Source organism: Salibacterium salarium (genome assembly GCF_030813635.1).
Classification (GTDB): Bacteria; Bacillota; Bacilli; order Bacillales; family Marinococcaceae; genus Salibacterium; species Salibacterium salarium.
On sequence record NZ_JAUSUM010000002.1, the window covers coordinates 587,837 to 604,183 of the forward strand.

General features: G+C 37.1%; 15 protein-coding genes and 1 riboswitch. Of the genes, 4 read left to right on the forward strand and 11 right to left on the reverse strand.

Annotated features, from left to right (window positions below):
• Nucleotides 1-4 precede the first annotated feature (4 nt).
• Nucleotides 5-2,842, reverse strand: a complete 2,838-nt coding sequence (locus J2S78_RS08735) for a 2-oxoglutarate dehydrogenase E1 component (RefSeq protein ID WP_306897856.1) — start codon at nt 2,840-2,842, stop codon at nt 5-7.
• A gap of 432 nt (nt 2,843-3,274) precedes the next feature.
• Here J2S78_RS08735 and J2S78_RS08740 point away from each other — a divergent pair, with 432 nt between their 5' ends.
• Nucleotides 3,275-4,054 (forward strand): HAD family hydrolase, encoded by a 780-nt coding sequence (locus tag J2S78_RS08740; protein WP_306897857.1) that lies wholly within the window; start codon nt 3,275-3,277, stop codon nt 4,052-4,054.
• Between the two features lie 181 nt (nt 4,055-4,235).
• The gene (locus J2S78_RS08745) at nt 4,236-5,576 is read left to right on the forward strand and encodes a YjiH family protein (RefSeq protein ID WP_306897858.1); all 1,341 of its coding nucleotides are present in this window, start codon (nt 4,236-4,238) and stop codon (nt 5,574-5,576) included.
• A 36-nt stretch (nt 5,577-5,612) separates the two neighbouring features.
• On the opposite strand, the gene J2S78_RS08750 is transcribed toward J2S78_RS08745, so the two are convergent.
• The 7 genes from J2S78_RS08750 to J2S78_RS08780 all read right to left on the reverse strand — a co-directional run bounded on the left by J2S78_RS08750 (nt 5,613) and on the right by J2S78_RS08780 (nt 10,172).
• Nucleotides 5,613-5,924, reverse strand: a complete 312-nt coding sequence (locus J2S78_RS08750; RefSeq protein WP_306897860.1) for a hypothetical protein — start codon at nt 5,922-5,924, stop codon at nt 5,613-5,615.
• 157 nt (nt 5,925-6,081) lie between these two features.
• Nucleotides 6,082-6,774 carry a hypothetical protein gene (locus tag J2S78_RS08755; RefSeq protein WP_306897862.1) on the reverse strand — a complete coding sequence of 231 codons (693 nt, stop codon included), beginning with the start codon at nt 6,772-6,774 and terminating at the stop codon, nt 6,082-6,084.
• Between the two features lie 326 nt (nt 6,775-7,100).
• A complete protein-coding gene (locus J2S78_RS08760; RefSeq protein WP_306897864.1) occupies nt 7,101-7,394 on the reverse strand; it encodes a hypothetical protein in 294 nt (97 codons plus the stop codon).
• Nucleotides 7,375-8,262, reverse strand: coding sequence for an alpha/beta hydrolase (locus tag J2S78_RS08765; RefSeq protein ID WP_306897865.1), 888 nt, complete (start codon nt 8,260-8,262; stop codon nt 7,375-7,377). The genes J2S78_RS08760 and J2S78_RS08765 overlap by 20 nt, the downstream gene beginning before the upstream one ends.
• Before the next feature lie 324 nt (nt 8,263-8,586).
• Nucleotides 8,587-9,333, reverse strand: coding sequence for an oxygen-insensitive NADPH nitroreductase (gene nfsA, locus J2S78_RS08770; protein ID WP_306897867.1), 747 nt, complete (start codon nt 9,331-9,333; stop codon nt 8,587-8,589).
• 121 nt (nt 9,334-9,454) lie between these two features.
• A complete protein-coding gene (locus tag J2S78_RS08775; protein ID WP_306897869.1) occupies nt 9,455-9,850 on the reverse strand; it encodes a type II toxin-antitoxin system PemK/MazF family toxin in 396 nt (131 codons plus the stop codon).
• 49 nt (nt 9,851-9,899) lie between these two features.
• Entirely contained in the window at nt 9,900-10,172 is a 273-nt protein-coding gene (locus J2S78_RS08780) for a hypothetical protein (protein ID WP_306897870.1), read from the reverse strand.
• A gap of 210 nt (nt 10,173-10,382) precedes the next feature.
• A riboswitch (Lysine riboswitch) is annotated at nt 10,383-10,566 on the forward strand.
• Nucleotides 10,567-10,712: 146 nt separating this feature from the next.
• Between J2S78_RS08780 and dapA the strand changes: the two genes are divergently transcribed.
• Both dapA and yidD read left to right on the forward strand, forming a co-directional pair.
• Nucleotides 10,713-11,600, forward strand: coding sequence for a 4-hydroxy-tetrahydrodipicolinate synthase (gene dapA, locus J2S78_RS08785; RefSeq protein ID WP_306897872.1), 888 nt, complete (start codon nt 10,713-10,715; stop codon nt 11,598-11,600).
• 134 nt (nt 11,601-11,734) lie between these two features.
• A complete protein-coding gene (gene yidD / locus J2S78_RS08790) occupies nt 11,735-11,974 on the forward strand; it encodes a membrane protein insertion efficiency factor YidD (RefSeq protein ID WP_306897874.1) in 240 nt (79 codons plus the stop codon).
• Nucleotides 11,975-11,981: 7 nt separating this feature from the next.
• On the opposite strand, the gene J2S78_RS08795 is transcribed toward yidD, so the two are convergent.
• The 3 genes from J2S78_RS08795 to J2S78_RS08805 all read right to left on the reverse strand — a co-directional run bounded on the left by J2S78_RS08795 (nt 11,982) and on the right by J2S78_RS08805 (nt 16,332).
• Nucleotides 11,982-13,349, reverse strand: coding sequence for a TRAP transporter large permease subunit (locus tag J2S78_RS08795; RefSeq protein WP_306897875.1), 1,368 nt, complete (start codon nt 13,347-13,349; stop codon nt 11,982-11,984).
• Between the two features lie 106 nt (nt 13,350-13,455).
• Entirely contained in the window at nt 13,456-14,673 is a 1,218-nt protein-coding gene (locus J2S78_RS08800; protein ID WP_306897877.1) for a M24 family metallopeptidase, read from the reverse strand.
• 216 nt (nt 14,674-14,889) lie between these two features.
• Entirely contained in the window at nt 14,890-16,332 is a 1,443-nt protein-coding gene (locus tag J2S78_RS08805) for an aldehyde dehydrogenase family protein (protein ID WP_306898763.1), read from the reverse strand.
• Between the last annotated feature and the right edge of the window lie 15 nt (nt 16,333-16,347).

A 16,347-nucleotide genomic window follows, 5' to 3' on the forward strand; every position in this document is an offset into this window, starting at 1 on the left:
CTCCTTATTCTTTTCCTGCTAATGCTTCATTTATAATCCGGTTTTGTTCTTTTTTATGTGCATTCGGATCTCCTTCAGACGGACTGGAACGGCGGCGTCTGCCAATATAACTTGTTTCCGCACCTTTTGGAGCAATGTCGCGCAGAAGCGGTTGAATATAACTCCAAGATCCCATGTTCTCAGGTTCTTCTTGTACCCACTTAACCTCTTTCACGTTAGGATAATCAGATAAAATGGCTTGTATTTCTTCTGCTGGGAAAGGATATAATTCTTCTACTCGAATAATGTGTAACCAATCAGGAACATTGTCATCAGCTATCGCTTCATGTAAATCTACCGCTACTTTCCCGGAAGCAAAAATAATACGGGTGACCTTCTTTTTAGATTTTCCTGTTTTAGGTTCTTCTACAACTGCGTGAAAATGTTCATTGGTCAGTTTCTCAGGTGATGATGCAACATTTTGGTTTCTTAAAAGTCCTTTTGGTGTCATTAAAACGAGTGGACGCATTTCTTCGGTTCCCAAAGTAGCTGCCTGCCGACGTAATAAATGGAAATATTGAGCGGAACTGGTCACATTCGCAACGTTCCAATTGTTCTCTGCTGCTAAAGTCAAGAAGCGCTCCAAACGCGCACTAGAATGTTCAGGACCCTGCCCTTCATAGGCATGTGGTAAAAGGAATACAATACCAGATTTTTGACCCCATTTAGCTCTTCCTGCTGAAATAAATTGATCAAATACTACTTGGGCCGCATTAGCAAAATCACCAAATTGCGCTTCCCATAATACAAGTGTTGTTGGTTCATGAACATTATATCCATACTCAAAGCCTACAATAGAAGCTTCCGACAAAGGACTATTGTAAATGGCAAAAGAAGCATTCGCGTTGGACAGAGTATGAAGTGGTGAATAAATATCGCCATTTTTATAATCGTGCAATACAAGATGGCGGTGTGCAAATGTTCCTCTTTGGGTGTCTTGGCCTGTCAATCGAACCGGCGTACCTTCTGACAAAATCGTCGCAAAGGCCAACGTCTCAGCGTGAGCCCAATCAACTTTACCGCCTTCTTCTAGAGCATCTTCTCTCCGCTCAAGTATTTTTTTCAACTTTGGAAATACGTTAAACCCGTCCGGCCATGTAATTAATTCTTTATTAATTTGTTTTAAATCGTCTGCATCATAGCCTGTTTCCACAACAGGTAATCGCCGCTCTACTTCTTGAGGAATTTCTTCTTCCTCTGGTTCAGCAGATTTATTGTCAGCAACTTTTTCATATTGATTAGCTAAAAAGTGATCTGTATCTTCTTTAAGCTTGTCGACTTCTTCTTGTGAAAACACATTGTCTTTTACAAGCTGATTAGCATAAACTTCTCGAACTCTTGGATGCTTTTTGATTATTTCATACATATATGGCTGGGTTGCAACAGGTTCGTCCATTTCATTATGTCCAAAGCGTCTATAACCAATCAAATCAATAAGAAAATCTTTGCTAAAGCGGTTTCTGTATTCATAAGCAAGCTTTACCGCTGCCATACAGGCATCGGGGTCGTCAGCATTCACATGGACGATTGGTATCTCATAGCCTTTTGCCGGATCACTTGCATACGTGGTAGAACGTGAATCGTGTGTATCCGTTGTGAATCCGAGCTGGTTATTGGCAATAACATGAAGGGTTCCGCCGGTTTGATACCCTTTCAATCTGCTCATGTTCAGCGTTTCTGTGACAATACCTTCTCCAGGAAACGCAGCGTCTCCATGAATAAGTACTGCTATTGCTTTAGAGGTGTCCTGTTGAGGGAAGCCTGCTTCTGAACTATCATCTTGTGATGCTCGAGCGTATCCTTCTACCACTGGGTTTACAAATTCTAAGTGACTTGGATTATTGGCTAAAGTTATACGAGAATCAAAAGGCTCTTGTTGTACTTTTTTATGGGCTCCTAAATGATATTTCACATCGCCCGTCCAACCATAGTTAATACCAATAGATCCTTCAGAAGGAACGAAATCCTTATTAGGGGCGTGCTGAAACTCTGAAAATATAAGGTCATAAGGCTTTCCTAAAACATGGGCAAGCACACTCAACCTACCACGGTGTGCCATGCCAATCATGACGTCTCTAGCACCATCTTGAATCGCATCTTGTGCAAAGTCATCAAGCATCGGTACAAGCGCGTCTACCCCTTCAATCGAAAATCTTTTTTGACCGACAAACGTTTTGTGGACAAATTGTTCAAAACTGTCCACCTCTGTCAAACTGTTTAATGTTTTTTTTCGTTTCTCAGGGGACAAAGAACGATAAATGTGCCCTGATTCCACTTGACGATTCAACCACTGATGCTCTTCTACATCATGTACATGATCAAACTCAAAAGCTATCGATTGGGTATACATTTCCTTTAAATGATTAATAGCTTCTAATCCGTCATTTATGTGATCTGGAGCATCAGGGCAAATCATTTCGACAGGGAGTTGTCTCAAATCACCTTCAGTCAACCCATACTCATCAATTTTTAAAAAGGATGTTTCACCGCTTGGCTCCTGAAGTGGATTAACATCTGCAGAAAGATGACCATGAATTCGGATATTATCCGTAAGTTTAACTGCTGCTGCAACTTTTTTTGCCATGTCCATGTCCGTTTTTTTGTCTGTAGTTACAGAGGTCTGTCCATTAGTAAACGATTGTTCAACTTGTGGAGCACCGTATTGATCAAACCACTTTTTTGTTTCGGGATCAAGCGACTCCGGATTTTCTTTATAGTCCTCGTAAAGATCCATTAAATAGCCAAGGTTCGGACCAAAAAATTCCTGCCATGGCTCTTCGTGCTTGGCTGCGTTTTTGCTCATCTGGCTATACCTCCAAATGGTACGTGATAGTTGGTTCTTGGAAAATATGTAGAATCTATTCCTCTTCAAAAGATTAACTTGTTTCTATCCCTTTCCAATCACCTCTTTCACTTGTTATACCTGCTTATTCTATATCCTTATTGCCTAGTTCTTTGTTGATACTTTTATTCTAACACGATACTAAAGGGTTCTCAAAAGTCGTCGCACATAAATATAACACGGAATGCAATAGAATATAAATATGTAGAAACAGGTATGAAAAAATATTTTTAGTAAAAAAATTTTTGTACAATTATTCTGGATGAAACTCACGTCCACACTGTTATTGTACAACAATTCAGTTATAATAACAGTGTCTCTTATAAAATTTTTAATGATTATCGTTATTTCAAAATGTATAATGTCGTTATGCAATAGAAAGGAGTACAAAAAATGATAAAAGCGTTAATGTTTGATCTTGACGATACATTATTGTGGGACAAAAAAAGTGTTAAGGAGTCTTTTCGAGCTGTTTGTTTAGAAGCAGAAAAAGAGACGGGTATTGATCATGAATCCTTTGAGCAAACCGTTAGAGATAAGGCAGCAGAATTATATGCTACTTATGAATCGTATGATTTTACTAAGAAAATCGGCATTAATCCGTTTGAAGGTTTATGGGGAGAATTTGATGATAAAACTAATATCGGGTTTCGAAAAATGCATCAAGACATGCCTGATTATCAAATAAAAACTTGGGTCAACGCCCTTAATGAACACGGTATTAATGATGTTGATTTAGGTAAAAAACTTGCTGCTCGTTTTCCCTATCATCGAAAAAAGCTTCCATTTGTATACGAAGATACATTTGAAGTACTAACAAAGCTTAAAAATAATTATCGACTTTTCCTACTTACCAATGGATCACCCACTCTTCAAGACAAGAAACTTGAAATGACACCTCAATTAATTCCTTACTTTGACTATATTTTAGTTTCAGGTGCATTTGGTGTCGGTAAACCTGATCCTTCTATCTTTGAACATTCTTTACAATTATTAAACCTAAAACCTTCCGAAGCAATAATGATCGGAGATAACCTTTTAACAGATATAGATGGAGCAAATAAAGCCGGGATGAAAAATATTTGGATAAATCGAGAGGGAAAACAACCTTTAGGTAATATCCCGTGCACCAATGAAGTGAGCAGCCTTTCGGAACTTCTCACATTATTATAAGACCGTCATTTTTAATCATAATTATTTGAAAATAGTTTAATCTATTGTCTCTTACCATCATCTCCTTTATAATGAATTACGAAATTTTATACATTGAACGCAATCTTTTTTTGTGTTTTTTCCCTCATTTCAAAGAGGATTAAGTATAAGTATACATTATATTTTATAAAGAGGTGGAACAATGGACAATAAAATAAGAGAAACAAAAGAAAGATCACTTATACGATTTCTCCTCCCCTCTTTAATTGGAATCTTTTTGTTCATGATACCGATTAAAGTGGATGGAGAAATAACGATTCCAGTAGCGATACTTGCTGATAAACTAGGTGGATTAGCCGAAAATGCTTTACCGGCTATTGCTGTATTGTTTATGGCTGTTGCTGTGGCTGGTTCATTCATTGTAAAAAAAGTAAAACCTGTTTCAACATTTGTTCAATCTTTATTTGAAGTAACCATACCTTGGTTGGTCATAAGAATTTTGGGGTTAATTTTCTCTGCCATGGTGTTGTGGAACATTGGTCCGGATTGGCTTATATCAAGTGCAACCGGCGGGCTATTATTAGAATCATTAATACCACTACTCATTACAGTATTTTTATTTGCTGGATTATTTCTTCCGTTATTATTAAATTTTGGTTTATTAGAATTTTGTGGCGCCGTATTCTCACCAATTATGCGTCCTCTTTTCACCTTACCAGGACGTTCATCTATTGATTGTGCCGCTTCTTGGCTGGGGGATGGGACCATTGGTGTGTTGCTCACAAATCAGCAATATGAACAAGGGTACTATTCTAAGCGCGAAGCTGCAGTGATTGGAACAACTTTTTCTGTTGTATCCATCACATTTAGTATAGTAATCTTGTCTGATCTAAATTTAACGGAATACATCATCCCATATTATTTAACAATAGTAGTTGCTGGATTCGTCGCAGCATTAATTATGCCACGCATCCCTCCATTATCAAAAAAGAAAGATGACTTTTATAATCAACCCAATCGAGAAAATGAAAGCAAACGACCTTCTCAATTAAATGTGTTTCAATGGGGGATTCGGGAAGCTTCGAAAAGGGCTGCACAAAACAACTTTTCATCCGTTTTGAAAGGCGGTACAAAAAATGTACTGGATATGTGGATTGGCGTCATTCCGGTTGTAATGGCACTTGGTACAATCGCGGTTGTCATTGCAGAAAGTACACCTTTCTTTTCGATTATAGGAACTCCTTTCGTTCCTTTATTGCAGTTATTCCAAGTTCCTGAAGCTGCCGAAGCTTCTCAAACAATGCTGGTCGGATTTGCTGACATGTTACTGCCTTCTATTCTGGGGGCAGAAATCGAGAGTGAAATGACTCGTTTTGTTATTGCTTCTTTATCTGTTACGCAGTTAATATATATGTCAGAAGTCGGTGGGCTTTTATTGGCATCAAAACTTCCGCTTAAATTCACGGATCTCGTTTTGATTTTCTTAGAAAGAACCATAATAACTCTTCCGGTTATTGTTGGTTGTGCTCACCTTATCTTTTAAAAAAGACTGGGATGCCTTTTGAAGGCTCCCAGTTTTTTAAGCTTCTTTACGTTTTTTTCCGTACCATTCGTCTAACACTTTCGCATCCAATACTTTATTTTCAATAAAGTGTCTTTGCGATTCATTAAATTCATCATGCCATGGAACGCTTAACTCTTCTGCCAGGCTCACAATGGTAAGTAATTCCTGCCATGCAACATATCGTTTATACCAAAAAAATTGAGGTTGCTCACTCATATAAGGATAAAGATCATCAAACTCCGTATGTTTGCAATCAATCGTACGTTCAAATTGGTCTTTCGCCCCTTGTATTTTTTCTGTAAAAAAATTCGGAATTTCTTGGTTCATCTCTCTCCCTCCAACCTTCACTATTTATACTACCAATTTTCTCATAGCCGGGGTTATTCGAAAAGCGTTTATATAGAATCTAAACATTATCGTTTAATATGGCGTGAATTAAAAAAACAGAACCTAGATTATCACCTAAGGTTCTGTTCATTAATTTTTATCCAATTTCGGTCATCCTTTTTTCTAACCTAGTCACTTTATAATCTTCAGAATGTCTCTTCTCTAGAGATTTTATTAATTTAATCATTTTCTTTTTTGTATAATCAGGCGAAAGTAAACCTTTGTTTATTAAATATTTTCTTAAAAAATCAATTCTACCGCTTTCAAACTTGTTTTTATCATCTGCAATTTCTAAGTATTTATATACAGCATCTTGTAATGTATCATTTTCATTTACAAAATAACCATAGCGATCAACGTAAATACGATAGTTATTCTCACTTAATTTATTCAAAAGTGCCGTTAAAAAAAGATTTTCATTTCCAGTCAGTTGGAATCCCTTCTTTTCCAACAATCGAATGAAAATCGAAAGATCTGTATTATAAAAATCAGTCGCTAATCTCATTTCGCTTATGACATGAAAGGAGAAAAAAAACTTCCCGTGTGAACGGGCAAACAATCTATTTTGCAAGACCTTCGCTGCATCAGGGTTCAACAAAAATGAAGGATGTATAGTATAAAGATACTTATCTATCTCCTGATGAAGTAAATGATTTGCTGTTTCTTCTCTTTTCATTTTCTCAAATGCTTCTCTATGTTGATTCTCTGCATAATCCTCTATTCTTTGAGCTGTTCCTTCTGCCAACATAATTCTTTTATGGTTCAGCTTTTGTTTCATTGCCTTCAACATTTGAAAGCCTCCCTCCACATTATTTTCTCTTCCCGCCACAGCGGTCACAAAAATCGTTCTGTCGATTTCCATAGATGAGTGTATCACATCAAATGTAAAAAGAAAATAGAGTAATTAAAAGTTTTTACACTTATTTGTGACTTATACAACTCTCATTCGAATTGAACACTATTAAAGCCCTCAAATCGAAAATAATCACCCGTAATCTGATGAAATGAAAATTTTCAGCAAACTTTAGGAGAGTGAAATTTTCGCTCTTACATTCAAAAATATATGATAAAACAATAAAAAGGAGCTGGGTATTACCCAACTCCCTTTTTCCTTCTTTATTTAATAAACAGCTTTATCGTACTTTTCCCAACCAAAAAAGCGCCGATTACGAATGCTTCTGCTTCTTCTTTAAAACGTTTAAAACCTGTTGGTCCTTTTTTTACTAAAACGTCATAATTTTCAGTTGTATCAATGGTATCGTTTTCAACTTTATTTAGAAATTGTGCCGATTCTTGTAAGGCCTGATCACCACTACTCATGACTTCATAAAAAGATACAAACCCATGCATAACACCATTGTATCTTGTGGTTTTCACCGTCACTCCTGAATTATGCAGTTTTTTTACCATACAGCTCTCCTTCATCTCGTAAAGGATCAAATTGAGCAGTAATAATATAAGCAGGCGGTAAACCACTTAAATCATCTGCATATAGTGGTGAACTGTATGGATTTTGCCACATTTCTTCTTCTGGTGTATAAGAGTTACGCGCTTTTAACATAACTTGCTTTGATAACAAATAATATCCTCTATCATACATAGTGCGAGAATCAAATTCCACGTCCCGAAACGTGGTTAGAGGATAATATAAGATTTGAGCAAACAATTTTGGACCATCTAGATTTCTAGACTTTAATGCTGTTACTGCTGCTAAATTCCCCCCGGCACTATCACCAGCTACAGCGATTTTATCAGGATTACCTCCATATTTTTCAGCATTTTCATGTGCCCATTGCAATGCTTTATAACTGTCTTCTACAGCAGTCGGGAAAATATGTTCCGGCGCGAGTCGATATCCTGGACTTACTACCACAGCCCCTGTTTTAGCAGCTAACGATCGTATAAGACTATCGTGTGTTTCTAAATTTCCATACCCTTCTAAAAAGGCACCACCGTGATAATACATGATTACCGGCGCGTTATCTGTATCAGAATAATGATAAATACGAACTGGAATTTTCGTGTTTTCCTCTACAGATATTGTAATGTTGTGTTTTTTTATTTGGTCTTTCGACGATGAGTCAGGAGATAAAAATCCAGGTGCTTCTATATTTGTGTTTAGTGACACTAAGTTATTGTTTATTGCGTGCAATATCACAGCTGTCTTTGAAGGAAGCTGTCCATGGGCTGTTTGTGACCAGTTTTCAATAGAAAGAGCGGTAACAATAGAAAATATCACCGTGGTTATAACGATAATTTTTATTCCTTTTTTCCACAATAGACTCCCCCTACCCTTCTTCTACAAGTTCATTATACCAAATTATCCGATGATTTATTTAGAATTATACATACTTTCTCATGATTACACATAATTGGGCGGCAATGAAAATAGCAAAACATCGATACTCATTACTTTGATATTCGTTTTGACATAAAAAAACAAGTCAGCGCAAACTTTCACTTTTTCATTATACAAAAAGACTGACCTTAAAAGTCGTTATTACAGACTTCGGCCAGCCTTTGTTTCTAAATTATTTAAATCAATTTCATAAGTACCATACTATTCGTATTTAATATTTAAGAAGTGAATAATGAAATTAATTTATTTAAGAAAACCTTTTTGTTTTACAAACTCATTTAAATATAGTCGTTTTGTCTTTTCAAGCGTAGAAGAAGTTTGTCCAGTCCACGTCACTTCTTTTTTAGTATTCATCCTTGTGCGGTAATATTCTAAAATACCGTCGTCGTATCGTAAAAGGCTTGATTGAGTTTGTCTTTTATCGTTTTGATATCGATTTTCATGAAAAACAACATCTTCCGGAAGCCTAGGTTTTTGTTCTTGATAAGAATCAGGGTAGCCAACGGCCATACCAAATAAAGGAAGTACGTTTGCAGGGGTTTCTAACAAAGAACTCACTTCTTTAAGATTGTTTCGTATACCTCCTATATAACATATACCTAAGTCTAAAGATTCCGCCGCTATAGCTGCATTTTGTGCAGCGAGTGCAGCATCAATGATAGCAATCATGAAACCTTCTGTACTTTCAATTGCAGTTGAAATATCTTTCGTTTGTATATCGGCGGCTTCTTGAAGTCTGGCAAAATCCGCACAAAACACAAAAAAGTATCCATTTTCAGCAACATAAGATTGGTTTCCAGCTAACTCTGCAATCTTTTTCTTTTTATTTGGATCCGTCACCCCAATAATAGAGTAAGCTTGAAGAAAGCTGGATGTTGAAGCTGCTTGTGCCGATTTAATAATATGATGTAATTGTTCTTCCGGTATAGCTTGATTTGTAAAAGAACGCACAGATCGATGATTCAATATAGTCTCTATTGTTGTATTCAAATTACCCCATCCTTGCTTATATGATTTCTCATCGCACAGATTATAACAAACGAAGCATGCTTCCCGCGAGAAACATGCTTCGTTGTAAATTATGTATGTCTGATTCATGAAGCTGTCCTATTTACATTTCTTCCACACCGAGACTGATTGCCAGCCCATTTTTCACCCGGTTCATTGTATCTTCATCCAGGTGTGTAATTTTATCGGTTAAACGCTGCTTGTCAATTGTTCTAATTTGTTCAAGCAGAATAACACTGTCGCGGTCAAACCTATGTTTTGCCGCATCAATTTCCACGTGGGTTGGGAGTTTTGCTTTCTTTATCTGAGCTGTAATGGCAGCAACAATGACGGTCGGACTGAACCTGTTGCCGATATCATTTTGAATAATCAGCACAGGTCTAACACCGCCTTGTTCTGAACCTACTACCGGTGAAAGATCAGCAAAAAAAACGTCTCCACGCTTTACAACTTTTTTGGATTGGTGATGATTATGACTCGTATCGCTCAAATCATCCATTCACCTCCTTCACCGGTTCCATTAAAAGGATATGCCGAATAGAAGAATCTTATTCATCCTTTGACGAATTAATTACTTTTTCTCCTTCAAGCAACGCCTCTTCTTCCACTTCCTCAAATTCTCTGCAAAGTTCCATATTAATTTGAGCCATTTCTAAATAACCTTGTTTCATTTGATTATGAAAATCCGTAGATTTCCTCTGCTGAATCTGTTCTTGTAACACGTTACGAAAAAATGAATTTTTTTCTTCCTCCGTAAAGTGCTCAATTTCAGAATATAGGTCCTCTGGTAATTCTAGTGCAATCTGCTGAAATTGAGACATATCCAGACAGCCCCCTATGCATGGTTTATTCCCATACACCATTATAAAGGATTTTGCTTATAAAATAAAACGTATTTTTTTAATTTTTTAATTACGGCGGCAAATCAATCCTAATCGAAATATAAACATTTAAATATTAATTGCAAATGTTATGATCTTCTGTTAAAGTTATAAGTAATTAACATTCTTAATATCCTACTTCTATTAAGAAGTGAGGTTAGAGGTGCAATGACCATTAGTAAGTAATAGGAGGAGCATGAAATCCTTTGATTATTACTGAAAGGGGAATTTGCCGAAGTGGACAGCTTTTCATGAGCTTGAAGCTGGTTTCGTATTGAAAAAATGCGAAACTGTCATATAGCATTTTTTTGCTATATGGAGGGCTATCTCACGCATAAACGGTTCTGAATAACTGAAACGTTCATGCAGCAATGATACCCTCATTGCTGCTTTTTTGTGAGAACATGGAATTCCGGAGAGAACCGGCCCTCATCCGTCTATTGGAATGCTGGATATATATAATGCGGAGGGTGATGAAAAATGAACGTTGGAAAAATAAGCACAGCAATGGTAACTCCTTTTGATGAACAAGAAGAAGTTGATTACGGGGCTGTAACAAAGCTAGTGAATAACCTTATTTCAAATGGATCAGATAGTCTTGTTATTGCAGGCACTACTGGAGAATCTCCTACTTTGTCTACAGAAGAAAAAATAACATTATTTGAACATGTTGTAAAAATTGTAAACGGAAGAGTACCTGTCATTGCAGGCACAGGGAGTAACAATACAAAAGCATCCATTGAACTAACAAAAAGAGCAGAACAAACGGGTGTGGACGCTGTTATGCTTGTGACTCCTTACTACAGCAAGCCTTCCCAAGAAGGAATGTATTTGCACTTTAAAAAAATAGCAGAGTCTACACATCTTCCAGTCATGCTTTATAATATACCTGGACGCAGCGCAGCTGGATTGAATCCCGAAACAATCGTACGACTATCGCGTATTGAAAATATTACTGCAGTAAAAGAAGCCAGCGGTGATTTAGACGCCATAGCTTATATCATTGAAAATACACCGGAGTACTTTCATCTATATAGCGGAGATGATACTTTAACGTTGCCGATCATGTCTATCGGCGGTACGGGAGTTGTATCCGTAGCTTCTCATATTCTTGGTAATGAAATGCAGGACATGGCTCAAAGTTTTGCTAACGGACATCCTCAATATGCTGCGAAAAGACATAGAGAACTGCTTCCTACCATGAAATCATTTACTGTTGCTCCAAGTCCAGCTCCTATTAAAGCGGCTCTTGAGCTCCAAGGTGTCATTTCTGCAGATGTTCGACTTCCTATGATTCGTTTAAATGAAGAAGAAATGAATGTTTTGCGGTCTACGCTTCACCCCACAACAACATTTTTTGTCAGCTAGTACTAGAGAAATGAAAGACAAAAATTTTCATATTAAAAAGGCTGTGGTCCTTCATTTGGATCGACAGCCTTTTTCTTTCTACAAATGTAATTTTAGCGTACAATCATAATTATAGGAAAGGGGAGACATCAACGTTGAAGCGACTGTTACTTTTTTTGATTTTGGGATATCGTAAATTTATTTCCCCCATCACTCCCCCCACATGCCGTTTCTATCCCACTTGCTCTCAGTATGGCAAAGAAGCCATAGAGATACACGGAGCATGGAAAGGACTTTGGCTTACTGTTAAAAGAATCAGTAAATGCCACCCCTTTCACCAAGGAGGGTTTGACCCTGTTCCTAAAACAAAACGTAAACATCCTCATCAGCATTGAGACAATATTACAGTAGCTGCAGCCACTTCATTAAACTTAAAATAAAAGTCATAATCACCATTAACGTAACAATAAAGAATGAATTTTTTCGCACGACATTCCATGGTGATTCCCTCATTATATTAGAGGCCATTAACACAGAACCTGAAAACGGAGAAATCTGAACGGCCAACATCCATGCACTTAGTAAAAGCACCCCCATAAACGCCGGGGTGACCCCAAAATGTTCTGGAGTTAAAGAATTACCAAGTCCTAATACAATGATGACGGGGTGAATACCCAACAGGGCGAGTAGCATGGCTGTCATCATCAATATTACTACAAAAACAGGAATGACTCCTTGTGAAAGTTGCAAAACAACATTGGATAACCACTCCCCCACGTTACTATGTGATAATGCTTCTCCAAAAAAACCAGCTGTTATAAAAATACCTATTTCATTATATAATCGCTCAAAGGAGTGCGTAATGTGGCGTACAGCTTCATGGATATAGGATTGAAAAAGTTTAATCATATAAGCCCAAATAAGTGGATAAACAATGGCAAGAACCGATACTATTGTTAACATATTTACCGGTAATATTAATTCCATTATGAAGGAAAATAGTAATAAAATAGCTACATATAGTAAAAATGATTGCAATAGAGACTTTGTTTGTTCAGGATCTTTTTGGAAAGATGGTGCATTAACCACTTGTTTATCATTAGCAAAACTAGAGAATGGAAAAAACAATATTACAACCCCTGTATAGATGAATGCTAAAACAATACCATATCCTCCTATCTCTCCCCAAGAAAGATCATAGAGAACAAGAATAAGTCCTACGTTCACAAAATAAGGAGACCAAAGCATACAAAAACCAAAACCTCTTAAAAGCATAAGCGTAAACTTTTTATTTTCAAATGAAGAAAAACTATCATACCCTATATTATAAACAAGCGGCATCGAACCTAAATTCAGTAACGACCCCATCGCTGCGGTCAACATATATCCCATGCGATAAGGGTGAGCTTTATGATTTTCTTCTCTTTGTAATAAAAATGTTTGTAGTGCCTTCAAGTAACCCGCTTCTGACATCAACGTACCAAATAGTGGTATTAATAAAAATAATCCAATGAGATTAAGGTTTTCACCAAAGCTTTTCAATACAACAAAAACAGATACTTCATAAAATAAAAAAAGAACACTTCCTATCATAAGAAGTAGTACCACGATTAATCGATTAATTATATTCATTTTATATATAGAAAATAACAATAATAAACCGGCAATAGTACTATAAAAAGCATGCAGTATGTCAGAATGATAAAAAATACTTATTAAATAAAGGATAACAGCTATAAAGGCTGCGACACCTAGATATCTTTGTATCATCGTTATTTCCGCCTTTCAGCACATCCTACTGTTTATCATCTTACCACGATGTCTTGTTATTGCACATAAAAACTCTGCAGTGACTTCTCACTACAGAGTGATAACTTTAAGAGCCCATTTCACCATCATTAGATGCAGTAATAGAGGACACACTAGACGGCTTTTTTATATGAAGATCTCGTGGAATCTTAGCGAACGTTTCACAACCATTTTCGGTAATTCGTATTGATTCTGTTATTTCCACCCCATAATTATCGAGCCAAATTCCAGGCATTAAATGGAAAGTCATATTTGGCTGTAAAATCGTACGATCTCCCTTTCGAAAACTAACCGTATGCTCTCCCCAGTCCGGTGGATAACTCAAACCAATGGAATAGCCCAGACGTGACTCTTTGAAGTATCCGCGTTGAGCAATTGTTTTACTCCATATATCTTCTACTTCTTCAGCAGTCAGCCCTGGTTTAATAGCATCCATCGTCGTCTCAATGCCTTCTTTCACAACATTCGCAAGGTCTTCCACCTTATCAGGGGCTTCTCCAATTGCCATTGTTCTCGCCATCGGAGTGTGATATCGATAATATGCTCCTGCTATTTCAATCGTTAAATAGTCACCATAATTATAGCGTTTATCTGTCCATGTCAGATGTGGACTAGCCGTGTTTTCGTTAGATGGAATCATTGGCACAATGGATGTATAGTCTCCCCCAAAGTCCGCAGTTCCGCTTATTTGAGCTTGATAGATTGCAGCAGCCACATCGTTCTCCCTAATTCCTATATCAGCTGTATCGTATGCTGCATACATTGCATTTTCCAAAATTCTAGAAGCCTTTTTCATACATTCAATTTCACTGTCTGACTTTATGAGCCGTACCCAATTAACAAGTGTACTAAAGTTTCGAAATTCCGCATTAGGAAGCCCTTGTGTGATTCTTTCATAACACATTGCCGTGAAATAAAAAGCATCCATTTCCAGTCCAATTTTTCGATTACCTTGACCAATTTCATTTAATATATTAGCTACAAAATCCATAGGATGTTTTATAGTAGATTGAACAAATTCATCTGGATAAGGAATAATATGATTATCATCTAACCATGTCGTGACTTGGGCACTATGTGCATCCATTTCTCTGCCGATCCAAATAGGCTGTTCTTCATCAATCATGACGACTAGAATTTGATGTACATAAAAAGACCAAGCATTATATCCAGTTAGATAAAACATGTTAGATGGGTTAGATACAAGCAGCACCTCAATACCATATTCCATCATTTTCTGTTTTGTATGATTCATCCTGATTAAATATTCTTCATTGGTAAACAAATACTTCACCCCTTTTCGCCAGTTCTTGTTATTGATTGAAATAAGGGGCGGAACTGTCCCACGATATGGGATAGCTCTATTTACTAAGCCATTGAAATACATGTAAACTCCTATGGAACAGAAGTAGCTGAAAATTCCAACGCTTCCGCTGAAGCATTGCCCGCGGAAAGCGGAATGTATTTCAACTGGATAATCCCTTTTAGGACAGTCCCTTTCCTATTCATCTAATATTTTAAAAGCTATGATTCGCTCTTCTGACATTTCCTTTATAGTATACTCTACTCCCTCACGACCGAGACCGGATCCTTTTATTCCTCCAAAAGGCATCGCGTCAATACGAAAATCACTACTGTCATTTATCATTACCCCACCAACACGAAGCTTTTTAGAAGCTTTCAATGCAGCGTTAACATTTGCTGTAAATATTCCTGCTTGTAATCCATAATTTACGTCGTTGGAACGTTTAATGGCTTCATTAAGATTTTTCACTTTGAATAAAAGCACAACTGGGCCAAAAATTTCTTCCTTAACAAGTGTTGCACTTTCCGGTACATTTTCAAGGACTGTGGGGTCATAATGAGCTCCTTTTCTAGTACCGCCGCTTAGAATCAAAGCACCAGCTTCTGTTGCCTCTTTCACCCATTGTTCAATACGCTCTGCTTCCTTTTCATTAATAACCGGACCCATCTCGGTTGATTCAGACAATTTATTTCCGGTTTTAACTTCTTTAACTTCCTTTAAAAATAACTCTTTAAAGGATTCGTACACATCTTCTTCTACATAAATTCTTTGTACCGAAAGACAATTTTGTCCTGCCGCTGCAAATGCTCCTGACGTTGTAGATACAGCCGCTTCGTATAAGTCCGCATCGTTTAAAACAATGGCTGGTGAATTTGATCCAAGTTCCATAGACAATTTTTTTAATCCAGCTTTTTTTGCTATTTTTTCGCCTGTTTCCATCCCACCAGTAAAGCTAATCATATTGACCTCTTTACTTTCAATAAGAACATCACCTATATCTCGAGCACGGCCGGTAATGACGCTTAAAATCTTATGAGGTAAACCGGCATACATAAACGCTTCTGCCATTTTCAAAGCACTCAAAGGTGTTTCTGTCGCAGGTTTAATGATAACTGCATTTCCTGCAGCAATGCCGGGACCAATTTTGTGAGCAATTAAATTAAGAGGGTCATTAAAAGGAGTAATAGCAGCTATAACACCTACAGGAAAACGGAAATAATACCCCATTCGATTCGTATTTCCAGGCATTTGGTCAAAGTTTATTGATTCTCCAGTTAAACGCCGTGCTTCTTCTGCGCTAATTCTTATTGTTTCAGCAGCTCTTTTCGTTTCACTACGAGCTTCATTTATTGTTTTACTACCTTCTAAAGCGATCGTTCTTGCAAAATCTTCTAAATTATCTTCAATATAAGTTGCGGCTTTATTTAAAATGTCCATACGCTCACGTATTGAGAGATTTTCTGCTATTTCCTTACCTTCTTGGGCAAGTGTTATGGCATCAATCATATCTTCTGCTTTGCCTGCTGGGATTGAACCGATAATCTCATTATTCTCAGGATTGTACACATTAATTTGTTCCGTTCTTTCGATCCATTCTCCCGCTAAAAGCATTCTTCCTCCCATCATTTCTGTTGCCATCATATCCGCCACCTT